This is a genomic window from Halopelagius inordinatus (assembly GCF_900113245.1).
Lineage (GTDB): Archaea > Halobacteriota > Halobacteria > Halobacteriales > Haloferacaceae > Halopelagius > Halopelagius inordinatus.
Genome location: NZ_FOOQ01000001.1, coordinates 1,116,840 through 1,139,367, shown reverse-complemented (window position 1 = coordinate 1,139,367; position 22,528 = coordinate 1,116,840). Strand labels below are relative to the sequence as shown.

Here is a 22,528-nt window from a genome sequence, read left to right as displayed (position 1 = left end):
TCGTTTACTCCTTAGAGGGGGACCGGATCGTTGTCGTTCTGACCGGCCAGCTGCTGGGGCATCGTCAGGATGACCTGCGTGGAGCCACCGGAGCGGCTCGTGATTTCGAGCTTGACGGAGTCGCCCGTCAAGACGCCGTCATTGTCCTCGATGAGGGACGTGTTGATGATCATCTCGTACCGGTCGGCTTGGCTGTTCAAGACGGGGTACGACGCGTCGTCGTCGTCGTCGAGGGCGTACGCGGTGAACTCGTTGTCGGAGAGGTTACCGCCGCTGCCGAGCCTCGAAACGTTGTCGTTGGTGATCGTCTTCCCGTCGACCGTCGTGTTGTTGAACACGAGGTTCTCGGCCTTCGAACTGCTCACGTACTTTATCGTCGTGTCCTCGAGTGAGACACTCCCGGACCCGGCGGCCAGACGGACAGTCAGATTGAGACTGTCGACAGCCAGATCACCGCTACTCGTCTCGTTCACGATCCCGTGTTGGCTCACGACGTCGACGCGGTTAGTTACCTTATTCACACTTTCCTGTCCAGCGTCCTGCGCAGTCGCCTGGAGGAAGCCGGCCGTGTTCACGAGGACGCCCGCCGCGATCGCCGCGACGAGGACCATCGCGATGAACACGATGAGAGTACCGATACCGACCTGACCGCGGTCGGTGTTGTTTTCTTCGAACATTGGTTAGTTATCTCCAAATCGGTCCCCCACCCCCTCGCCGGAGGCGAAGACCTTCGTCCTTGACAATCACGGTTTCCTACATAACGGTACTGCCCCGTTTTTCGAAGCTGATAATGGGCCTCCGGTACGGCCGGTTCGTCCGTAGACGCTACGCGCGTGCGGCGCGAATCAAATACCCTGAGAACGACTGCCACAGCGTGGCATGCGGGCGAAGAGTCTCGGCAGGCGCAAAGCGGAGTCGAGTCCTCGGAGAGAATCAGTCGTGTGCGATCTGTCGCCAGACGTCGTCCAGTTTGTTCTTCACTTCGGGGCGTTCGGTCACGGCGACGTTGTAGTCGTTCTCGTCGAACTGGATCACCACTTTATCCACCTCGCGGCGGTAGACGTTCGTCCGACGGTGTTCGTCCGACAGGACCCTGTCGTGAAGTTCGAGAAGACCCGCCGCGGTGAGTTCTTCGATGCGACGATAACACGTCGCGATGGGGATGTCGAGCATCTCGCTGAACTCCTGCGCCGAGTGCGGTTCGTCCGCGGCGCGTAAGATATCCGGGTTGTATTCGTTGCCCAACGCTGCAAGGGTCCTGTCAGACTCCATCGATGAGGGTACGTCTGTCTTGAGTCCATGTGAATGTGTTGGTTACCGATATGACACGGAGACGACCCGTCACCGAAGATATCTACCGCGTTGGAGACCACACTCGGACGCCGTCGCCGAGTCAGTCGTCGGTGGTATTAATATTCCCCCGCTGGGAGGATGTCTCATGGCTCCCGGAAGTCCGCCCGAGGACAGAAGCCGCCGCCGACGGGGGGAGGAGGGCATCGTCGGTCCGAACGAACTCGACTACTCGGACGACGAACGCGTCGCCCAGATTCGGGACGGACGGTACGTCGTCGCCACGGACGAGGACGGAAAGCCGCAGGTCGACGGAGATAGCCCGCCCGACAGAGAGGCAGAAGAGGAACGCTCGCTCGAAGAGCGCGGGAACTTCGCGAAACAGCAGATGGCACGGTATCTCTCGGACAAGGGCGCAAAACACGGCATCGCCGTCACCGCCTCGTTCGACGGACGCGTCGCCCAACGCGACCGGTTTTCGGACGACATCGCGACGTCGTTCGGCGACGTGGTTCAGTGGTACGCAGACCAAGTCGACGCGGACGCACCCCCCGAGGAGGTGTTGGGAATCCTGCTTTTGGCGTCCGACACCGACGTCGCGTTTCCGACGAAGGTTCTCGGCCCGGTTTTGCGCGCTCACGGTCTCACGACGGACGACTCCATCGGCGACTTGGTCGAGGCGCTGAGCGGAGACGGACTTCGTATTCCGCCCGAGGGACGCTGAGACTTCGGTCGACAGCAGTATCCGAGTCGGCGACCACAGCCCGGGCCGTATCAGCGATGATAATAGGGAGGAAGGGTTTATAGACCGTTTCTCGGAACAGTCTCTGCATGGCAAGCACCGTACTGGTCGTGGACGACTCGGCGTTCATGCGGAATCTGCTGAAGCAGTTGCTCGACGGAGAGCACGAGGTAGTTGGTGAGGCCGAAAACGGCGTCGAAGCCGTCGAACTCTACCGAGAACTCGGGCCCGACGTCGTGACGATGGACGTCGTGATGCCCATCAGAAACGGAATCGAAGCGACGACCGAAATCAAATCGATGGACGACTCGGCGTCGGTCATCATGTGCACGTCGGTCGGGCAAGAAGAGAAGATGCGCGAGGCGGTCGAAGCGGGCGCGGACGGGTACATCACGAAACCGTTCCAAAAGCCCAACGTCCTCCAAGCCATCGACGACGTGGTGAGCGTCGAGGCATGAATCTCGACGTCCAGTCGTTGCGGACGTTCAGCCGACTCGCTCACTCGGGTGCAGAGCGGGCGGCGGGGTCTCTCACGCAACTGACCGGCGTCGAGACGACAGTCGACGTCACCAAAGTCGAAGTCAGCACGCGCGGGGACGTGGAGCGAGAGTTCGTCGAACAGGACCTCGTGAGCGTCCACATCGGGTTCAACGGCGGCATCGACGGACGGACCGTCCTCGCGTTCGACCGCGACAAGGCCGTCGAACTCGTCGACGTTCTCGTTCCGGGCGCGGCGGACCAACCCGGCGGCGAGATGGCGACGAGCGGACTGAAAGAACTCGGCAACATCATGCTCGGCGGCTTCATCGACGGCTGGGCGGACTTCCTCGACACGTCGATAGAGATCACCACCCCGACGTTCGTCGACGTGGAGCACCGGGGCGCGCTCGACGACATCACCGGCGACTCGGGGTTCGAGATGGACACCGGCGAGGACCACGTGCTCGCCTTCCGGAACCAGTTGAAGACGACCGACGAGGAGGTCAACTTCTACATCTACATGCTTCCGACCCACGATTCCATCGAGACGATATCCACGGTCGCGGGCTCCGACGGGGAGACGGTTCCCGTCGAGTCGTTCACCTCCTTTTCGGAGATGATAACCGACGGCGCAGAGCAGGCGTCCGAGGACCTGACGGCGATGACCGGAACCGAGACGGAGGTCGAAGTCAGTCGCCTCAGTTTCGTCCCCATCGAAGCCGTCCCGATGGAACTCACCGAAGCCACGCGTCTCGGCGTCGTCTTGGAGTTCGAAGGGCTCCCCTCGGGCTACATCGCGATTCTGTTCGACGAAGCGTCGGCGGACAACCTCGCCGATGTACTCATGCCGGGGATGGAGGCGGACGCGGCGATGCGACAGAGCGCGATTCAAGAGATAGGCAACATCACCACGTCGGGGTTCATCGACGGGTGGGCGAACGCGCTCGAGACGACCATCGAGATATCGCCGCCGACGTACGTCGAAGACCTCGGGTCGGCGATAATCGATCCGCTCGCGACCGAGTTGGCGCAGTCGCAGGAACACGCGTTCCTCATCGACTCGACCATCGTCACCGACGACGACGAGTTCACCTGCGACATCTACGCGCTCCCGAACGAAGCGGAACTCCGCGAGGCGCTCAATCGCCTCGCGGCCGAAGCGTAATGCGCGACAGGGGCGGACCACCGGCTCACCGTCGGGAAATCGAGCCGTGACGTTCGACAGACCACCATGAAAGTCTACACGAGCGAGCGGGAACCCACGCACCAACCGCAGGAGCGAATCAAAGTCGGCATCGCGGACTTCGCCGTCGGAGCCGACGAGACGACGCTCGTGACGAGTGGACTCGGCTCCTGCGTCGGCATCGCGGTGTTCGACTCCGAGCGGTCCGTCGGCGGACTCGCACACGCGATGTTACCGTACGCGGACGGCGACGACGACGAGGCGAAGTACGTCGACACCGTCGTCCCGGAACTCGTCGAAGAGATGAAACGGGCGGGTGCCGACTCGGACAACCTCCGAGCGAAACTCGCGGGCGGCGCGACGATGTTCGAGTTCACCTCCGCCGACGGGAGTATCGGCGACAGGAACGTCCTCGCGGTGCGCGAAGTGCTCGACACGCTCGACATACCGCTCGTCGCAGAGGACGTCGGCGGTGACCACGGACGCTCGCTTCGGTTCTCCGTCCGTACGTTCGAGCTCCGAATCCGAAGCGCGAACGCCGGCGAAAGCGTCCTCTGAGAACGCGAAATCGGCCGCCGCCGCCGCGAATTATCGAATCTGATATCCCCGTCAGCGGATTTATACCCCGACTAACGAGACACCTCTCTCATGAACAATCTGCGTGTGGCAGTCGGCGGCGTCGGCCGCCGACTCGGAGAGGTCGCCGACCGAGTCGGGTCTCTCGCGCCCGAACGGGTCCGGCAGAGCTACGCTCGGAAGTTGGCTGCGATATTTCTCGTCGTCGTCGTCTTGTTCGCCGGCTTTGCGGCTATCGAGTACCAAGCCGTCGCCCAGGAAGTCCAAACGAACGAGCAAGAAGAACTCGAACAGACCGCCGAACTGCAGGCGACGCAACTCGGAGAGTGGATGGGACAGAGACGCGAGACGACCCGGATGCTCTCTGCGTACGGCATCTACGACCAACACGAGTCGCTCGTCAGCGAACGGCTGAGCCGCGAAATCGGGAAGCTTCCGCTCGGCTATCGGGGCATCCACTACGTGGACACGAACTCCGGGGTGGTCGTCGCCAGCTCCGCCGAGTCGGCCGTCGGAACGAAGCCGTGGGAGGGCTCGGACCTCGTCTCCGCTACGGGGTCGTCGTTCGCAGACAACGTCGTTCGGTCGGCGCCGTACACCGCTCGGTCGGGCGACCGCGTCATCGCGTTCGCCTCCCGCATCCAGACGCAACCAGCCCGCGCCGTCGTAGTCACCGCCGACGTATCGGCGTTAGAGAACAGACTCGACACCTCCGTCGAAGGCTCGTTCGTCCGCGTCGTCTCGACGGACGGCGACCTGATGTTCGACGGAAGCGGTTCGGACTCGGCCGCCGCCGTCTCCGAGGGCGAACTCTTCGACCGCGCCGAGAGCGGACAGAGCGGCGTGGTCGAACGGTCCGGAGACGAGTCGATGGGCGAGAAACACCTCTTGGCGTACGCGCCGTCGGGCGAGGGGTCGGTCGTCCTCGTGTACGCGCCGACGCGGGCGGCGTACGGCCTCCAACACACCGTCGGCACGCACGTCTTTCTCATCGTGGGACTCGCCGTCGTCTCTCTGGCCGGCGTCGGGGCCGTCCTCCGTCGGAATACGGCGCTACCGCTGAAGCGACTCGACTCGACGGTCGACCGACTGCGCGCGGGAGAACTCGACGCGGACGTGGCGTCGGACCGCGAAGACGAGTTCGGCGACGTGTTCGCGGGGGTCGCACAGATGCGCGACGACCTGCGGGACCAACGGGCGGACGCGGAATCGTACCGCGCGGTGATGGAGCGTACCGCCGACGGCGACCTGACCGCGCGGATGGACGAAGAGAGTCGCTCCCGGGAGATGGCGACCATCGCGGAGGCGTTCAACGGCATGATGGACGAACTGTCCGAGACGGTGCGCAGGGTCTCGCAGTTCGGCGAAGACGTCGCGAAACTCGGGCAGGAAGTCGCGACGAGCACGGACGAGGTCAGCGAGCGCAGTCGCGAGGTGAGCGAGTCCATAGAGCAGATATCCGCGGGGGCCGCAGAGCAGTCCTCGGGCATCGAACAGGTATCCGAAGAGATGGACGACCTCTCGGCGTCCATCCAGCAGATAGCCTCCGCCGCGGACGAACTGGCGACGCTCTCCGAAGAGACGGCCGAACGCGCACACGGCGGGGCCGACGCCGCCGCGGACGCCCTCGACGGGATGGACGACATCCGGACGGAGACCGAACGGACGGTCGAAGAGATAGAGGAACTCGACGGCCGCCTCGGCGAGATAGAGGCCATCGTCGAGGTCATCTCCGACATCGCAGAGCAGACGAACATCCTCGCGTTGAACGCCGAGATAGAGGCGGCGCGGGCGGGCGAGGCGGGCGAGGGGTTCGCCGTCGTCTCTCACGAGGTGAAATCCCTCGCAGAGGAGACACAGGAGTCGGCCGCGGAGATATCCACCCTCGTCGAGGATATCGAAGACCAGCGACGGCGCGTCGTCGACCGCGTCGAACGGATGCGCGAGGGCGTCCAGACGGGGGCCGAAGACGTCGAAGGCGCGTTAGATTCGCTCGACGACATCGTCGTTCGGGTCGAAGAGACCAACGACAGCGTACTGGAGATAACCGACGCGACGGGCGGACAGGCCTCCTCGTCCCAAGAGGTGCTGTCGATGGCCGACGACATCGCGAGTATCGCAGCGGAGATGACCGCCGAGGCCGGTGCCGTCTCCGAGGCAGCGGAGGCCCAGACGGAGACGGTGGACGACGTCAACGAGCGGATGCAGTCGCTCTCTGCGGACACCGACCGCCTCGTGACGATGCTCGACCGCTTCGAGGTGGAAGACGAGAAGACGGGAGAGCGGGACGCGACGACCGATTCGGACGCCGACAGAGCGAACGCGGAGGCGGAACCCGAACCGGCGTCCGACGGCCCCGCACCCGACGACATCGACTCCGAGGGCGGCCGAGAGACGCCGCGCCCGACGGCGGACGGCGGCCGTCCGACCGGCGACGACTGACTGGCCTCCGACTCGGTCCGCAGACTCGTTATCTTTTCTGATATTCACGGGGGCAGGTTTATCCCGGTCCCGCGGGTTGGAACTCACAACACGACGGCGTCTCCCGACTCGACGGGCGGCGCCCGGGCCGCGACGCGTTCGACCGCCGAACCGTCGTGAGCGAGGTGAGGCCGATGAAGATAGATCCCGAAAACTACGACCTCCGAGAACTCCGCCGTATCGCCGACGAACGACGGGCAGACCGACGCGGACGACCGTCCGAGTCCGACGAGACGTCCGAAGAGGCCGAACGCGAGAGCGGCGGGCGTCGCCCGCGCCGCGAAGGCCCGCCGAACCGAAGCGGTCGGAACGACGCCCGCCGGACCCGCGACGGCCGGGACCGACACCGGCAGGGCAACGGCCGTCGAGACGGCCCCGGGGGGGACGACGACCGACGCCGGAACCGCGACGAGGCCCGTCGCCGAGACGGACGGTCCGAGAGACTCAGTCGTCCCCGCGAGGGGTACTCCGACCACGGCGAGGCCCAAGACGAAGTCGTGAGAGCGGACCGACTCGCGAGCGAACTCGGACTCGGCCGCCCGTTCGGCGACGGTGCGCGCGGCGGACGCGATGGACGCGTCCGGTCCGAGAACGGCCGAAGTCGGAGCAAGAACGGCCGAGACCGGTCCGAAAACCGCCGAGAGGCTGACGCCCGCGACGGACGGCGACACGACGACTCCGGGTACGACGACTACGACGAACTCGGCTACTCGGCGTACGACGAGGGCCGGGGGGGCGACGGGAGGTCCGGACGCGACGCCGGGTACGACCGGCGGAGCGACGACCACCCGGAGGACGTGGGGCGATTCCGGTTCGACAAGGAGGTCCACGAACGCCCCCGCGGCCGGGCGGGAGAGACTCTCCGACAGAACCAACTCGAACAGCTACTGGTTCACGAAACCGCCGCCGCGGGCGACTCGCTCGAAAAACCCTATCTCCGGACCCTGCCGAACGAGTACGCCGCCGAACGCGTCGTCTTCGATTGGCTGGAGTTCCTCGTGCTGAAAGGCGGGTTCAAGCGGACGATGGACGCACTCCGCTACTACCTCACCGTCGATTGGATCACAGAGGACGTCGAGACGGAACTGCACGACTACCTCATCGGATTCTCCGGCAACGTCGCCGACACGACGGAGTTCGACGTCGACGACCACCACCTCAGTCTCCTCTACGTCGCTCGCCTCACCTCGATGACGTAAACGGTCGCAGAACTTCGTTCTCGGCGGCCCCTCACCTCGAAAACGCGCAATAGAGCCGCTTCAGACGGTGTTATAGATGCGGACTCTCTGACGGATTTATGTAAAATCTATTACCAACAGGATTTTCTACTAGTTACGTATCGGTCCGAGTATGGCGGAGGATGGACGCAGCGAAGACGAATCGACGAACGACGAACGCACCGCGGGACCGACCGCAGTCGGAGTGAAACTGGGGAGTACGCGCACCGTACTGCAGTTCCGCGACGGGGAGGGGGAGGTAGAGACGGTCCGAACGCTGACTTGCCTCGCGACGTACGACGACCCGTTGACCGGCGAGGAACGGGTCCTCTTCGGCGAACAGGCCGCACAGGAGTACCCCGACAGAGTGGAGTACATGCTCCGGTCGGGACTCCCCGAGGGCGGCGAGGGGACGGAACTGGCCAAGAAGTTCTTCGCGGAACTCGTCTCGGCGCACGGACTCGACGACGACAGCGCCATCGTATACGCGATTCCGACGATAGACAACGAACCCGGGTTGGCGAGTCTCAACGAGGTGATAGAGGACAGCCCCGTCGGCGGCGCACTCGTCCGCAGTTTCCCCGAGTCGCTCACCGGGTCGATTCCGGCGCTGGGCGACGAACTCGAAGCGATAGAGAGCGTCTTCGCCGCGGTCAACATGGGGTCGACCAACCTCGAAGCCTCGGCGTACCGCCACGGCGAGCAACTGTCGCCGTTCGTCTCGGGGGCCGTCACCGGCAACGAGGTGGACCGCCGCATCGCAAACGCAGTCGAGGAGGAGACGCAGGGGCGCGTCAACATCGACCTGACGACGGCCCGAGAGTACAAGGAGACGCACGCCGACTTCGACGGCTTCGAACCGTTCACGGACGTCATCCAGCAACCCGGCGGCGGGTCCCACGAGTTCACCATCGAACGGTCGGTGATGGAACCACTCGACGACTACCTCGACGACGCCGTCGACGAGGTGGCGAACAACTTCCTCTCGCAACTGGCGAACGACCACATGAAACCGTACCAACTCGCCTTGAGCAAGCCCATCGTCCTGACGGGCGGGATGGCCTGTATCCCGGGCATCGTAGCGGAGTTCGAAGAGCGACTGAGCGAAGAACTCAACCGCGACGTGGAGTGCGTCGCCGCCGACCAGCCCGACATCGCGCCCGCCGAGGGCGCGCGGCGAATCGCCGAACGGCTGACCGAGTAATCAGGCCCGTTCGTCTCTGAACGCGCGGACCGCCTCGCGGTCCGGAAGCGTCGTCATCGCGCCGGCCCCGGTGGTCGTCACCGCGGCGACGGCGTTCGCAAAGGCGAGTACCTCAGAGAGCGGTTCGTTCCCGACGAGTGCGGCGATGACGCCCGCGGTGAAGGCGTCGCCCGCACCCGTCGTATCGACGGGTGTCACCTCGTACCCGTCGTGGGCGACGACCGAGAGGTCTGCCGTCCACGGCGACCCGTCGGAGGTGACCGCCACCGACCCCTCGCCGCCGAGTGTGAGAAGCGCCGTGTGCGGCCCCTCGTCGAGAATCGCGTGCGCGAGTTCGGAGGGGTCACCGCGCACGTCGAAGGCGGCCATGTCTTCGGGCGTCGCCTTCACCACGTCGGCGAGTCCGAACGCCTCGCGCATCGACCCGACGTAGTCGAACGCCTCCCACAGTTCCGGTCGCGCGTTCGGGTCGAACGACACCGTCGCGCCCGCCTCGCGCGCGCGGCGCATCAGGTCGAACGTCGCCTCGCGCGACGGTTCGTCCGCGAGTGCGACGCCGCCGACGTGGACCCACTCTACTCCCTCGAGTGCGGAGTCGGGGAGGCCGCCGGGTTCCATCCGCGTGTCCGCGGTTTCGTCGCGGTAGAAGGAGAACCCCCGTTCGGCTTTTTCGCCGTGGGCGACGAAGGCCAGAGACGTCTTGGCCACCGGGTCTCTCTCCACGTACTCCGTCGGCACCCCTCGCTTTCGAAGGGTGTCTTCGAGGAAGTCGCCGAACGGGTCGTCGCCGACTCGGGTCCAAAAGCGCGGCGTCTCGTCGAGATGCGCGAGGGCGACGGCGACGTTGGCGGGCGCGCCGCCCGCGCGGCGAGAGAACGATTCGACGCCCGAGAGCGGTCCCTCTCGGTCCGGGAGGAAGTCGATGAGCGTCTCGCCCGCGACGACGACGCGCGGGGACCCGCCGTCCGGTTCGGTCCGGGGTTCGTCGGTCATGAAACTCCGTACGGATACGGAGTAGTTGAAACCACGTGACCCCCCGAGTCGGGAGGTCACCGGACGGCCGGGTCACAGTAACTCGTCGAGTCGGTCCTTGCTCGTCCGCAGGTAGCGGTAGTCGTCGGTGAACACTTCGAGCGAGAGCGTCCCCGCCCACTCGTCGCCGAGAGCGTCGAACATCGTCTCGAAACCGATCGTCCCCGCGCCGAACGGGAGGTGTTCGTCGCTCGCGACGCGCGTGTCGTTGAGGTGGACGTGCGAGATGCGGTGACCGTAGTCGCGACAGAGCGCCGCGATACCCCCGTCGTCGCGTCCGTCCATGCGCGCGTGGCCCGTATCGAGCGTCATCGACGCCTCCGTCTCATCGAACAGCGTCGGGAAGTCGTTCGTGTCGAACGCGCCGCGGGGGATGTTCTCGACGCAGAGTTCGACGCCTCGCTCTCGGGCGCGGTCGTCGAGTTCGCGGACCGACTCCAACAGATGCCCGTGAAGCGTCGCCTCGTCCCACGCGGGCCCCCACGCGTCCGTACTCGCGTGGAGGACGGCCTTCTCCGCGCCGAACTCCGCCGCGGCGTCGAGGGCGGCGGCCATCTCCCTGCGCGCACCCTCTCGGACGTGTTCGTGCGGGCTACCGATGTCGATGCCGCCGAACGGGAGATGGACGAGAAGCGAGAGACCGGCGTCGTCGGCCGCCGCCCGCAGGTCCGAGGCCCGTCCGCGGAGTCGGTCTCTGTGGCTCTCTCCGTCCATCATCAGTTCCACGAAGTCGAAGCCCGCCTCGCCCCCGAACGAGACGGCTTCCCGACGGTCCATTCCGAGTTGCGTGACGAACCCCGTTCGCGCGTCTCCGACCATGGGGAGCGTTCGTCCGCGGGCGTGAAAGGCGTGGTTGTGACGCGGGCGACGCGCCCGCCGTCCGGAACCCCCTGCGTTCAAGCCGCCGGAGCGCATTTGCCGTGCTATGATGTCGCACGACGGGCGAGACCAGTTGGTCGCTTTCGACGAGGACGTCGTTTCACGGACCGTCGACCAGACGAGCGTCGATGCGGAGCGCCTCAGAGACGTCGCACAGAGTCACCAACAGATGGTTCGAGAACTCCCCGGCGTCGATGACATCGTCTACGAGTGGCGGCGAGCGCTCCCGAAGAACCCGCTCCTCGAACGCCGAACCGAGGCCTACTATCTCGCCGTCGACGCGACCATCTGGGGCGAGTACGGCGACGCGCTCTCGCTGTCGGAGACGGACTTCGACGCTCTCAGAGCGCTCCACGAGAACCAACTGGCGGCGACGCTCGGCCCCGACTCGGTTCCCGACGACGGTCGGCTTCCGCTCGTTTTGGTGCGCCCCTGACTCAGTCGTCGTCCTCGGCCGCGACAGCGTCTTCGGGCGCGGGTCGCCCGTTCGCCGACCCGCGTTCCGTGGTGGCGCTCTCGGTTCGCACGGAACCGGCGGCGTTCGTCAGGTCCGGTTCGCTCTGCGGCGGGTCCGCGGCGACGAACCGCATCACTGCGGCGGTTCCGCGGGGGTCGTGGTTCTCGAACGAGATGTCCGCGTCCGCCCCCGAGAGAACCCACTTGACCAGCCACAGTCCGAGTCCGCTGACGTGCCGAAGTTGCGTCTCCCGACCGGATTCTAAGGCGTCGAGTTCTGACTCCGGGATGCCCGGGCCGTTGTCCACGACGCGAACCTCGACGACGTCCGCCCGCGGCCGAGAGACGGCGACGCCGACGCGGGGAAGCGCCCGGTCGTTGTGTTCGACGGCGTTCTCGACGACGTTCGAGAGGGCCATCGTCACGTCCGTCGTCGCCATCACCCACGCCTCCTCGGGGAGGTAGCGGTCGACGACGACGCCGGGGTGGTTCTCGGCGAGAGCGTCCAACTCGGCTTCGATGGGGTCTATCAGTTCGACGGGGGTTCGCTCCTGCGTCGTGACGTCTATCGTCTGGTCTATCTGGCGGGCGCGTTCGCCGAGTTCGACGAGCGACTCTCCCTTTCGGCGAATCGTCCGGGCGTGGCGGCGAGACGACTCCTCGCCGGACTCGTCTAAGAGCAGGTCGGCGTGCCCGAGGATGACGTTCATGTCGTTGCGCAGGTCGTGTCTGAGCACGCGATTGAGGACGCGGAGACGCTGTTGGTAGTTCGTGCGGTCTGTGACGTCGCGCGCGTTGACGACGATACCGCCGACGGCCGGGTCTTCGATCAGATTCATGCAGACGATGTCGAGAGTCCGCCACGTGCCGTCCGCGTGGCGCGTCCGCAACTGCGTCCGTATCACTTCCTCCGTGTCGATGACCTCCTCTAAGACCCGTCGCGCCTCGGTCTCGTCGTCGGGATGGAGTCTGTCGAAGGCGTTTCCGCGGCGTAGTTCGTCGGCCTCGACGCCGATGACGTGCGACGCGGACGGGCTGACGTACTCGAGCGTCCCGTCGCAGTCGACGATAGCGATGAGGTCGCGGGAGTTCTCGATGAGCGCGCGGAACTGCTCTTCGGTCTGTCGGTAGTCGGTCACGTCGCGAAAGAGAAGCGTCCGCCCGCGTTCGTGACCGTTGTCGCCGCCGAGTCTGGTCGCCGTCGCCTCGTAGTGCCGTCTGCCGTCGGTCGTGTCGACGGTCAGTTCGAGCACGTTCCGTTCGTCGGCGAGAAGCGCCTGCATCCCGAGCGGGTTGTAACAGACGTCCGCGACGAACGACCCGATGGCCTCGCTCCGTTCGACGCTCAGCACCGCTCCGGCCGCGGGGTTCGCCTCGACGACGCGGTTCCTGTCGTCGAGGACGACGATACCGTCTCGCATCCGCGAGAAGACGGCGTTCCGGGCGACGGGCGTCACGTCGAACAGTTCGTCGCTTCGGAGGGCGACGAGAGCCACGGCGGCGGAGACGCCGAACGACGTCGGCGTCCACTCGAACCAGTGCGGCCAGAGGCCGAGAAGGCGGACACTGAACGAGAGGAAGGGGGCGCTCGCGCCGAGGAGCATGACGAGCACTCCGTGACTGTACGCGCCGTCGTCGCGGACCAAGAGCCGACCGAACACGAACGCGCCGACGAGACAGAGAGCCGCCGAGTAGAGTATGTGGGCGTCGAACAACGGCCCGTACGACGAACCGAGGACCGCGCCCGTCGGAATCGACAAGAGCGTGTAGTCACTGACCAAGGGACCGCCGCTTCCCGCGAAGAGAAGAACCGCCACGAGCGCGGGTTCGACCGCGAGTGCGGCGACGCCTCGGCGAGTCAAAACGCGGTTCTCACCGGCGTACGCGAGCGAGAATGCGAACCACAACGTGGGGACGGAGATGGCGCCGACCCAGCCGATCTGGTTCCACACCGCTTTCGCCGCCAGCGACCCCGAGGCGAGTTGAAGCCCGTAGCCGGTCGCCCAGATACCCGCGGCGAGCATCAGAAGCGAGAACGGGATACGGACGCGCCGAGAGTAGAGCCGAAACTGAACGAGAACGACGACCGTAACGATGCCGCACAACGTGCCCGCTAAGAGTGGAAGTACCGCGAGCCGCGTCGTCAGTACCATCTGGTTGGGTGCCTCATATCATCTCGGTCACCGTCTCAACCTCTCTGTCCCGAACCCGATGTCGCGTCGGTCCGTGTTACCCACACGAAAGGTAACCTGTTACTTAAACAGTTTGTTCCTGGTATCAAAGATGATAGTTCTACTGGCCGATTCGGCCGTCGCTCGCGTCGGTAGGAAACGCCTACGGACGGAGCGAACGCGGATTACTCGGCGGTTTAGTCCGCCGAACGGGCCGTCACCGAACCCATAACCAAGTCCGACTGCCGTCTCTCGTCTGGTATGACCGACCGGACGTACGTCACGCCCGACGAACTGGATTTCACCGAAGACGACAGCGTCCGCGAGTTGGGAGACGACCGGTACGTCGTCGCAGTCGACGGAGACGGCGGCCGTCCCGAGGCGGCGGCCGAACCCGGGCGACGGGCGGTCGAAGAGAGGGCGTCGACCGACGACGAATCGTCCGATTCGGACCGCTACTACCTCGAACTCGGCGCTCGGACCGACGTGGCCGAAGACGAGACGGTGGTCGCGGGCGACGATATCGGGGCGGTGTTCGCCGACGCCCTCAGGTGGTACGCGCGCCGCGTCGCGCCCTCGGAACGTCCGCAGAAAGTGGTGAACGTGCTCCTCTCGGACACCGAGTTCGCCGTCACAGACCGAGTTCGCGACCGATGACGAGGTGTTGTATCTCGCTCGTCCCCTCGCCTATCTCCATCAGTTTGGCGTCGCGGTAGAATCGCTGCGGCGCGAAGTCCTCGGTGTAACCGTACCCGCCGAGAACCTGCACCGCGTCTTCGGCGACTTCGCGGGCCGCCTCGCTGGCGTCGAGTTTCGCGAGTGCGGACTCTCTGGTCACCGGGTCGCCCGCGTCGTACGTCGTCGCCGCGCGGTGGGTGAGGAGGCGCGCCCGTTCGGTCTTGCGGTGCATATCGACGAGTTTGTCGCGGATGGCGTCGAACTCCGAGATGGACTTGCCGAACTGTTCGCGTTCGAGAGCGTAGGACTTCGCAGCCTCGAACGCGCCCTGCGCGAGGCCCGTAGAGAGCGCTGCGATGGAGATGCGGCCGCCGTCCAGCGTCTTTTTGGTCTGCGTCCACCCCTCGCCTTCTTCGCCCAGCAGGCGGTCCTCGGGGAGGTACAGGTCGTCGAACCGAATCTCGCAGGTCGGCGAGGAGTTTAACCCCATCTTGTCCCACACCGTCGTCACCTCGAACCCGTCGTCGTTCCGCGGGTCCACGATGAACGTCGAGATGCCGTCGTAGCCCGCACCGGGGTCGGTGACGGCTTTCACGACTATCGACCCGGCGACGTTTGCGTTCGTGATGAACTGCTTCGTCCCGTCGAGGACGTACCCGTCGCCGTCTCTCTCGGCGGTGGTGTCCATGTCGCTGGCGTCGGACCCCGACCCGGGTTCGGTGAGGGCCCATCCGCCGAGATACTCGCCCTCCGCGAGGGGGCGGAGCCACCGTTCTTTCTGCTCGTCGGTGCCGAACATCTCGATGGGTTTCGAGGCGAGGCTGACGTGGGCGGCGTAAGAGAGTCCGACGCCGCCGGAGACGCGGCCGAGTTCCTCCGTCACGAGGGCGTACATCAGTTGGTCGCCGCCGAGTCCGCCGTACTCCTCGGAGACGGGGACGCCGAGCATGTCGAGGTCGGCGAGTTGGTCGAACACCTCCTCGGGGAAGCGGTGGTCCGTCTCTATCTCCTGTGCGATGGGTGAAATCTCCGCCTCGCAGAACTCTCGGACGGTGTCTCGCATCATCCGGTGTTCGGAGGGTAACTCGAAGTCCATGACGTGACGTTCCGACGTGAACGCATTAAACCAATCGAACGTCCGTGACAGACCTCCGGTTCCGCCGCAACTGTCGGCTCCGACGGACAATAGGCATTTGCGTTCGGCGCGGCTACTGGACGTCGATGTACGACCGGGTTCTCGTCCCCACCGGCGTCGGCGACGACGCCGAACGGACGATCAACTGCGCCCTCGACGTGGCGCAACGGTACGACGCCGAACTCCACGTCCTCCGCGTCTCGGACCCCGAACGGGCGAGCGTAGAGACGCCCGAGACGGACCCGGACGGCGCGCGAGACGCCCGCGAGAAACGTCCCGAGATATCGAACCGAGTCGGGGAGCGCGCGGTCGCGGGCGGCGTGAACGTCGTCAGCGCCGTCCGGTGCGGGCCGCCGGTCGAGACGATACGGGAGTACGCCGACGAGTCCGAGGACTTGGTGTTGCTCCCGGACCGCGGGGGGTTCTGCGACGAATCGTACCGCGTCGGGGGCGTCGTCGGACGGTGCCTCCGCGAGTGTTCCATCAGCGTCATGACCGTGAGAGCCGAGCACTGAACGGTCGGCGTGGGTCGCTCGGAGAGGTGCCGCGGCCGTCCCGGTCCGCGCTCGGAACTCCACCGTCCCGAACGAACTCGCGGCGGGAGGGGGTTTCCAAAAAAGTGGGATTCTTCACGCGGTTCCTTCTTTCCGGGGCGCGAATCTGCATCTATGTACGACAGGATACTCGTTCCGACGGACGGAAGCGACCCCGCCAATAACGCCGTCGACCACGCTATCGACCTGGCGCGGCAACACGGCGCGGAACTGCACGCGCTCTCCGTCGTGGACGCCCGACACGTCGGGGTCGGAGCCCCCGCGGTCACCCCCGAGGAGGTACAAGCAGCGATCGAAGAGCGATCGGAGACGGCGACGGCCCGAGTGCGCGACCGTGCGGCGGTCGAGGACGTGGACGTGGTCACCGCCGTCAGAAACGGTTCGCCGTCCGACGAGATACGGTCGTACGCCGACGAGGAGGACTGTGACCTCGTCGTGATGGGGACGCACGGCCGGACCAGCGTCGAACGATATCTCCTCGGAAGCGTCACCGAACGAGTCCTCAGACGCGGCGACACTCCCGTGTTGGCGGTTCGAGGCGACGACTGAATCGAGACGCGGGACGGCCCCGCCCGGAGAGTTATACGCACCCCCATCCTTACACCCCGTATGGAACTCCGCCGCCTCGTTCGGGGGCGCGTGGACTGGCCGCGACTCGAAGCAGTCGCTCGCGAGTTACAGACGCGCTACGACCGGGAGGAACTACACATCCGCTTTCTGGAGGCGGACAACTGGCTCTCGACGCCGATGGTCGTCGACGACGAGTGGTTCGTGAAGGTCGTCTCCCGGCAGAACTCGCTCGTCCACGCCGTCTTCACGACGACTCGCAACCTCGGCGCGTTCTCCTCGGGGCGCGAGGGCTTTTTCGAGCATTTCGGCACGCCCTACCAGATGGCCGAACACGAACTGGAGGCGACCCGTCGGATGCGCGAGATAGGCGTCAACGCACCCGAACCCGTCGAGGCGTTCGAAGTGGGCGAACTCGGCGTCCTCGTGTTGGAGTATCTTCCGAACTTCCGCCCCCTCGACGAGTTGGACCGGAGGCGAGAGGTCGATATCGCGCCCGACGTCTTCGAGTCTCTCCGACGGATGCACGACGACGGACTCGCCCACGGTGACCTCCGCGCGGAGAACGTCCTCATCGTCGACGGCGAGGTGTTCTTCATCGACGCGACGAGCGTCAGCGAAGGCGCGGCGGACGACGCCCGGTCGTACGACCTCGCGTGCGCGTTGGCGGCCTTCGAACCGCTCATCGGCGCGAAAGAGACGGTCGCCGCCGCGAGAACCTCGTACGACACCGACGAACTGCTCTCGGCGCTCGAATTCCTCGACTTCGTCAACATCCGCCCCGACCACGACTTCGACGCCACGGGACTGAAAGGCGAGATAGAGAAATGCGCCAGTTAGACGCGGGACGGACTCACTCGTAGTCCGCGCCGCCGAGGTACAACTGCGATACCTCGGGGTTGTCGAGGAGTCCGTCCGCGTCGTCCTCGTAGGCGACGGTTCCCTGGTCGAGGACGTACCCGCGGTCCGAGATGGCGAGTCCCTCGCGGGCGTTCTGTTCGACCATCAGGATGGCCGTCCCCAGTTCGTTGACCGTCCGGACGTTCGCGAACACGTCTTCGACGATGCTCGGCGCGAGTCCGGCCGACGGTTCGTCGATGAGCAACACGTCGGGCTCCATCACCAGCGCTCTGGAGAACGCCAGCACCTGCCGTTGCCCGCCCGACAGCGTCCGCGCTTTCGCCTCTCTTTTCTCGTCTAAGAGGGGGAAGCGGTCGTACAACCGCCCGATTACCTCGTCGAGTCCGGATTTGCGGGCGACGCCGCCCATCCGGAGGTTCTCCTCGATGGTCAGAGACGAAAAGACGTTGTCCACCTGCGGGACGTAGCCGACGCCTTTGCGGACCAAATCTTCGGGTTCGGTCCCCGTGATATCCTCGCCGCCGAGTCTGACGGTCCCGTTCCACGGCTTCAACAGGCCGAACACCGTCTTCAGTACGGTGGATTTGCCCGCGCCGTTCGGACCGATGATGCAGACGATTTCGTCTCTGTCGAGGTGGAGACTCAGGTCGTCGAGGACCTGCGCCTCGCCGTACCCCGAGTCCACCCCCTCGACTGCGAGTGCGACGTCGTCGGCGCTCTCCGTCTGTCGTGGTGTGTCGGTACTCATCTCAGGCACCTCCGAGGTAGGCGTCGATGACGCGTCGGTCCGACCGGACTTCCTCCGGCGTCCCCTCCATCAGCACCTTCCCCTGGTCTAAGACGATGACCGGGTCCGCGAGGTCCATGATGAAGGGCATGTCGTGTTCGATGATCAGGAACGTCTGGCCCTCGTCGTTGAGTTCGCGCACGAACCGCTTTATGTCGTTCGCGAGCGTCGGGTTGACGCCCGCCACCGGTTCGTCCAAGAGGAGGATGTCCGGACTCGTCGTGATGGCGCGCGCGAGTTCGACGAGTTTCAACTGCCCGCCGGAGAGTTCCGCCGACGGTTCGTCGATGAGGTGCGCTATCTCGAAGCGTTCGAGGAGTTCCTCGGCGCGTTCGATGTTGGCTCTCTCTTCTCTGGTCACGGTCGAGGGACTCAGCCAAAGCGGCAGTATCGACTCGCCCGTCTGGGGGCGCGCGCCGACGAGCATCGCCTCGCGGACGGTCATGTCCTCCAGTCGCCGCGGCGTCTGGAAGGTGCGCACGAGTCCGGCCCGCGCCGTCTCGTGCGGCTTCTTGTCGGTCACGTCGGTGTCGTTGACCCAGACCCGGCCGTCGTCGGGGTCGTAGAACCCCGAGATGAGGTTGAACAGCGTGGACTTGCCCGCGCCGTTCGGCCCTATCATTCCGGTGATGGTGCCTTCCTCGACGGCGATGGACGCGCCGTCGGTCGCGACGAGTCCGCCGAACGCCTTCCGGAGGTCGTCCGTCCGGAGAATCTGGTTCGGCTTGTCGAGGTTGGCTCCCTCGTAGGTCATCTCAGTCCCGTTCTGTCGGCTCATGCGTCCTCCTCCCGCCCGCGCGAGGCGGGCCAGACGAGTTCGTCGCGCGGCGGGAGCAGTCCCTCCGGGCGAACCCGCACGACGAGGATGATGAGCAGTCCGACCAACAGCAGTCGAATCGGCGCGAGGTCGATGCCGAGACTGGTGAACGCCGCGACGTCGTTGAGAAAGCGCGTCCCCTCGCGGATGGCGATTATCGTCGCCGCCCCGAGAACCGCGCCGCGGTTGCTCCCCGTCCCGCCGAGGATGACCGCGATCCAGATGTAAAACGTCGTCAGCGGGATGAGGTCCGTCGGGTCGATGTAGAGGTTCACGTGGACGTAGAACGCCCCCGCGATGGCCATGATGACCGACCCGAGAACGAACGACTGCATCTTGAACGCGTAGGTGTTCTTCCCCAGCGCCTTCGCTAAGTCCTCGTCGGAGCGAATCGTCCGGAGGACGCGGCCCCACGGCGAGCGGTGAACCCGCCACAGGAAGCCGTAGACGAGGGCGATGAGAACCACCACGACGGCGAAGTTCGTCGCGTTCTGCGTCAGCGGCAGGTCCGGCAGTAGTCGCGGGATGCCGGAGATACCGCTGGATCCGGCCGTCCACTGCTCCTCGTTGAGGATGAGTCGGCGGATGACCTCGGCCAGTCCGAGCGACGCGATGGCGAGGTAGTCCTCGCGCAGGCGGAGCGTCGGAATGGCGATGAAGACGGCGACGACGGCGCTGACGACGACGGCCGCGAGGAACCCGACAATCGGGCTCAACCCGAGTTCCAACGGCGAACTCGGCGCGCTCAAAAGCGCCGCGCAGTAGGCCCCGATGCCCCAGAACGCCGCGACGGAGAAGTTGATGAGGCCGGTGTAGCCCCACTGGACGTTCAGTCCCAACGTCAAGAGGACGTACATCCCGGCCAAAGAGAGCAGCGACAGGAGGAACGGGAGCTTCACGACCCCGAGCGCCGTCGCCACCAGCAGGGCCAGAACTATCCCCGCCACGCCGACGAGCACGGTTCGCTCGCCGTCGGTCCGGGCGACGGAGTTTGCGATTCCCGAGAGACCGCCTGCGTCGCTCACGTCGTCTCACCCATGATTCCGCTCGGTCGAACGAGCAGTATCGCGACCATGATGACGAACGCGACTGCCTCGGCGTACTCCGAGCCGATGGGGATGCCGACCATAGAGAACATCGGCGTCAGTTCGTACAGCATCCCGATGACGAGTCCGCCGAGCATCGCGCCGTAGACGGAGCCGATACCGCCCAAGATGACCGCGGCGAAGACGATGAGCAGGATGTCGAACCCCATCCGCGGGCGGACGAGCGTCTCCAGTCCGAGGAAGACGCCGCCCGCCGCCGCCAGGACGCCGCCGATGACCCACATGGCGACGATGACCTCGCGGGTGCGAATCCCGCTGACCCGCGCGAGGTTCGGGTCGTCGGCGGTGGCGCGCATCTTCCGCCCCAGCGTGGTGTACTGGAGGACGAAGTGGAGGATGCCCACGAGAACCACCGCAGAGAGGACGACGGCGACCTGTCGGGGCGTCACCGCGAGGTTGAACGTCTCGCGAATCTCGGGGATGGGCCCCGCCCGCGGGACGCCGTACCGTTGCGGACTCGTTCCGAACGCGAGGAAGACGACGGCCCGGTACGAGAGCGCCACCCCGATGCTCGTGATGAGCAGTTCGATAGAGCCCGCATCGAGCGGTCTGTAGACTACGAACTCCGTCAGGACGACGACGACGGCGGCCACCGCCATCCCGACGAGAAGCACGACGAACAGCCAGACGGGCAGTCCGAAGAGGAGGATGCCCTCCATCGCGGGCGCGACGACTGGAACGACCGCTAACGCGCCGAACGCGCCGACCGTCAGGGTGTCCCCGTGGGCGAAGTTCGCGAAGTCGGCGATGCTGTAGACCAGAGACAGGCCGATAGACGCGAGCACGATGATGCTGCTGAACACGATTCCGTTGACGACGAACTGAAACGGGTTCAGACCCTGGAGGAGAATCATCCGACTCTCCCCGGGGGTCCGGACCCCGTCTGTCCACCCGACTCGTTCATCTTAGCTCGTGATGTACTCGCCGTACTCGTAGGCGTGCTCTTGGACGCTGTACACCTGATAGGTGCCCGGCGGGTCGCCGTTCTCGTCTAAGTCGACGAGGCCGCTGACGCCCTGATAGTCCACGTCGCTCGGCGACCCGCCGTCGCGGAGCATCCCGGCCGCCTCCTCGAAGGTGAACGCCTCTTGGCCCTCCGGGCGGGTCACGTCGCGGACGACTTCGTTCAGGGCCTCGCCCGTGAACTCGTCGGCCGCCTCGATGGCCAGCGCCGCGATGTGGACCGCGTCGTAGGTGAACGCCGCCCAGACGGTCGGTTCGGCGTCGTACTCGGACTTGAACGTCGAAGCGAAGTTCTTGAAGTTCTCCTGGTCGCCGGGGGCGGACTCCGTGATGCCCTGCATGCCGTCTAAGCTCCCCTCCGGCGTGTTCTCCAGAATCTCGTCGGCGACGGTCGATTCCGCGCCGTAGTAGTCGACCTGCGTGTTGTAGCCTTGGTCGAACGACTCGTTGGCCATCACGGTCATCTCGTTGGCGTAGGTGAGGAACAACCACGCCGACGCGTCGGTGTTTGCCATCTCGGTGAGCGTTCCGCTGTACGACGACTGCCCTTGGTCGTGCGGTTCGTTGTAGACGACGTCCCCCTCGAACGTATCCGCGAAGACGTTCGACAGGCCGGTCCCGTAGTCGTTGTTGACCCACGTGACGGCGACTTTGTCGTGGTCCTCGGCGATGAACTTCGCGAGAGCCTCACCTTTGGCCGACCCGGAGGGACTCGTTCGGAGCAGTCCCGGAACGTTGGTGAGTTCGGGGCTGGTGGAGTTCTGTGAAATCTGGACGACGCCGGCACCCTTCGTGACGGAGTCGTACATGGCGATGGAGACGCCGGAGCCGACGGCGCCGATGAAAAGCGGGACGCCGTTCTGTTCGACGAGTTTCTGCGCGGCGGAGACGCCGGACTGGTTCGACGACTCGGAGTCCTCGACGGCGATTTCGAGCGAAGCCCCGTCGGAGCCGATTCCCACGTCGTTTATCGCCGCGAGTGCGAGGTCCTTGCCCCGTTGGTTCCGCTTGCCGTACGGCGCGAGCGAACCCGTGAGCGCGTCCACCATCCCGATGGTGTACGACTCTTGGCCGCCGCCGCTGGAGTCGGTGTTCTCGTCGGTGTTCTCCCCGCCGGAGTCGGTCCCTTCACCTTCGGTTCCGGACCCTTCGGAGTCTTCGAGACATCCGGCCGTGGCCCCCACCAAACCGGCCCCAGAGAGCTTCAACAGCGTACGACGGTCGAGTTTCCCGTCCGTGCCATTAGATTCCATGACAGGGTAGTCTCACAGGTATTGATGAATAAGGGTACATCCGACCATGGTCGGGTTCGGGAGTCGAATCCGGGGGTAGAACGACTTCAACCGTCC

The 22,528-nt window shown here is 65.4% G+C and carries 23 protein-coding genes; 12 read left to right on the top strand and 11 right to left on the bottom strand.

What is annotated here, in order from left to right; genetic code table 11:
• Positions 1–11: 11 nt before the first annotated feature.
• Both BM167_RS05915 and BM167_RS05910 read right to left on the bottom strand, forming a co-directional pair.
• A complete protein-coding gene (locus BM167_RS05915) occupies positions 12–677 on the bottom strand; it encodes an archaellin/type IV pilin N-terminal domain-containing protein (RefSeq protein WP_092890118.1) in 666 nt (221 codons plus the stop codon).
• Between the two features lie 256 nt (positions 678–933).
• Positions 934–1,272 (bottom strand): ArsR/SmtB family transcription factor, encoded by a 339-nt coding sequence (locus tag BM167_RS05910; RefSeq protein WP_092890115.1) that lies wholly within the window; start codon positions 1,270–1,272, stop codon positions 934–936.
• A gap of 166 nt (positions 1,273–1,438) precedes the next feature.
• Here BM167_RS05910 and BM167_RS05905 point away from each other — a divergent pair, with 166 nt between their 5' ends.
• The 7 genes from BM167_RS05905 (at position 1,439) to BM167_RS05875 (ending at position 9,173) form a co-directional block, all read left to right on the top strand.
• Positions 1,439–2,014, top strand: a complete 576-nt coding sequence (locus tag BM167_RS05905; protein ID WP_092890112.1) for a DUF7500 family protein — start codon at positions 1,439–1,441, stop codon at positions 2,012–2,014.
• Positions 2,015–2,121: 107 nt separating this feature from the next.
• Positions 2,122–2,490 carry a chemotaxis protein CheY gene (gene cheY / locus BM167_RS05900; protein WP_092890109.1) on the top strand — a complete coding sequence of 123 codons (369 nt, stop codon included), beginning with the start codon at positions 2,122–2,124 and terminating at the stop codon, positions 2,488–2,490.
• Positions 2,487–3,677 (top strand): chemotaxis protein CheC, encoded by a 1,191-nt coding sequence (locus BM167_RS05895; protein WP_092890106.1) that lies wholly within the window; start codon positions 2,487–2,489, stop codon positions 3,675–3,677. Before cheY ends, BM167_RS05895 begins: the two co-directional genes overlap by 4 nt.
• Positions 3,678–3,743: 66 nt before the next feature.
• Positions 3,744–4,253 (top strand): chemotaxis protein CheD, encoded by a 510-nt coding sequence (locus BM167_RS05890; protein WP_092890103.1) that lies wholly within the window; start codon positions 3,744–3,746, stop codon positions 4,251–4,253.
• Positions 4,254–4,343: 90 nt separating this feature from the next.
• Positions 4,344–6,713: a methyl-accepting chemotaxis protein gene (locus BM167_RS05885; protein ID WP_092890100.1), complete on the top strand. Its 2,370-nt coding sequence runs from the start codon at positions 4,344–4,346 to the stop codon at positions 6,711–6,713.
• A 173-nt stretch (positions 6,714–6,886) separates the two neighbouring features.
• A complete protein-coding gene (locus tag BM167_RS18940; protein WP_092890098.1) occupies positions 6,887–7,951 on the top strand; it encodes a FlaD/FlaE family flagellar protein in 1,065 nt (354 codons plus the stop codon).
• A gap of 151 nt (positions 7,952–8,102) precedes the next feature.
• Complete coding sequence (locus tag BM167_RS05875; RefSeq protein WP_092890095.1) at positions 8,103–9,173, top strand: actin-like salactin; 1,071 nt, start codon at positions 8,103–8,105, stop codon at positions 9,171–9,173.
• Here BM167_RS05875 and BM167_RS05870 read toward each other — a convergent pair whose 3' ends face one another.
• Entirely contained in the window at positions 9,174–10,166 is a 993-nt protein-coding gene (locus BM167_RS05870) for a carbohydrate kinase family protein (RefSeq protein ID WP_092890092.1), read from the bottom strand.
• A gap of 72 nt (positions 10,167–10,238) precedes the next feature.
• On the bottom strand, positions 10,239–11,024 hold the full coding sequence (locus tag BM167_RS05865) for a sugar phosphate isomerase/epimerase family protein (RefSeq protein ID WP_092890090.1): 786 nt from the start codon (positions 11,022–11,024) through the stop codon (positions 10,239–10,241).
• 106 nt (positions 11,025–11,130) lie between these two features.
• Here BM167_RS05865 and BM167_RS05860 point away from each other — a divergent pair, with 106 nt between their 5' ends.
• Positions 11,131–11,520 (top strand): DUF8048 family protein, encoded by a 390-nt coding sequence (locus BM167_RS05860; protein ID WP_092890087.1) that lies wholly within the window; start codon positions 11,131–11,133, stop codon positions 11,518–11,520.
• 1 nt (position 11,521) lies between these two features.
• Here the strand turns inward: BM167_RS05860 and BM167_RS05855 are convergent, their stop codons facing one another.
• Complete coding sequence (locus BM167_RS05855) at positions 11,522–13,693, bottom strand: histidine kinase N-terminal 7TM domain-containing protein (RefSeq protein WP_092890084.1); 2,172 nt, start codon at positions 13,691–13,693, stop codon at positions 11,522–11,524.
• Positions 13,694–13,972: 279 nt separating this feature from the next.
• On the opposite strand from BM167_RS05855, the gene BM167_RS05850 reads away from it, so the two are divergent.
• Entirely contained in the window at positions 13,973–14,368 is a 396-nt protein-coding gene (locus BM167_RS05850; protein WP_092890081.1) for a DUF7500 family protein, read from the top strand.
• Here BM167_RS05850 and BM167_RS05845 read toward each other — a convergent pair.
• On the bottom strand, positions 14,343–15,485 hold the full coding sequence (locus BM167_RS05845) for an acyl-CoA dehydrogenase family protein (protein WP_092890078.1): 1,143 nt from the start codon (positions 15,483–15,485) through the stop codon (positions 14,343–14,345). The two genes, BM167_RS05850 and BM167_RS05845, sit on opposite strands and share 26 nt — an antisense overlap.
• Before the next feature lie 125 nt (positions 15,486–15,610).
• Here BM167_RS05845 and BM167_RS05840 point away from each other — a divergent pair, with 125 nt between their 5' ends.
• From BM167_RS05840 to BM167_RS05830, 3 genes are all read left to right on the top strand, one after another.
• Entirely contained in the window at positions 15,611–16,039 is a 429-nt protein-coding gene (locus tag BM167_RS05840) for a universal stress protein (protein WP_092890075.1), read from the top strand.
• Between the two features lie 153 nt (positions 16,040–16,192).
• Entirely contained in the window at positions 16,193–16,627 is a 435-nt protein-coding gene (locus tag BM167_RS05835; protein ID WP_092890073.1) for a universal stress protein, read from the top strand.
• Positions 16,628–16,687: 60 nt separating this feature from the next.
• A complete protein-coding gene (locus BM167_RS05830; protein WP_092890070.1) occupies positions 16,688–17,485 on the top strand; it encodes an RIO1 family regulatory kinase/ATPase domain-containing protein in 798 nt (265 codons plus the stop codon).
• Between the two features lie 13 nt (positions 17,486–17,498).
• Here the strand turns inward: BM167_RS05830 and BM167_RS05825 are convergent, their stop codons facing one another.
• The 5 genes from BM167_RS05825 to BM167_RS05805 all read right to left on the bottom strand — a co-directional run bounded on the left by BM167_RS05825 (position 17,499) and on the right by BM167_RS05805 (position 22,432).
• A complete protein-coding gene (locus tag BM167_RS05825) occupies positions 17,499–18,254 on the bottom strand; it encodes an ABC transporter ATP-binding protein (RefSeq protein WP_092890067.1) in 756 nt (251 codons plus the stop codon).
• A 1-nt stretch (position 18,255) separates the two neighbouring features.
• A complete protein-coding gene (locus BM167_RS05820; RefSeq protein WP_092890064.1) occupies positions 18,256–19,071 on the bottom strand; it encodes an ABC transporter ATP-binding protein in 816 nt (271 codons plus the stop codon).
• The gene (locus BM167_RS05815) at positions 19,068–20,057 is read right to left on the bottom strand and encodes a branched-chain amino acid ABC transporter permease (RefSeq protein WP_245781328.1); all 990 of its coding nucleotides are present in this window, start codon (positions 20,055–20,057) and stop codon (positions 19,068–19,070) included. Before BM167_RS05815 ends, BM167_RS05820 begins: the two co-directional genes overlap by 4 nt.
• Positions 20,058–20,131: 74 nt before the next feature.
• Complete coding sequence (locus BM167_RS05810) at positions 20,132–21,070, bottom strand: branched-chain amino acid ABC transporter permease (RefSeq protein ID WP_092890058.1); 939 nt, start codon at positions 21,068–21,070, stop codon at positions 20,132–20,134.
• Positions 21,071–21,121: 51 nt separating this feature from the next.
• Positions 21,122–22,432 (bottom strand): ABC transporter substrate-binding protein, encoded by a 1,311-nt coding sequence (locus BM167_RS05805; RefSeq protein ID WP_092890056.1) that lies wholly within the window; start codon positions 22,430–22,432, stop codon positions 21,122–21,124.
• Positions 22,433–22,528: the final 96 nt, after the last annotated feature.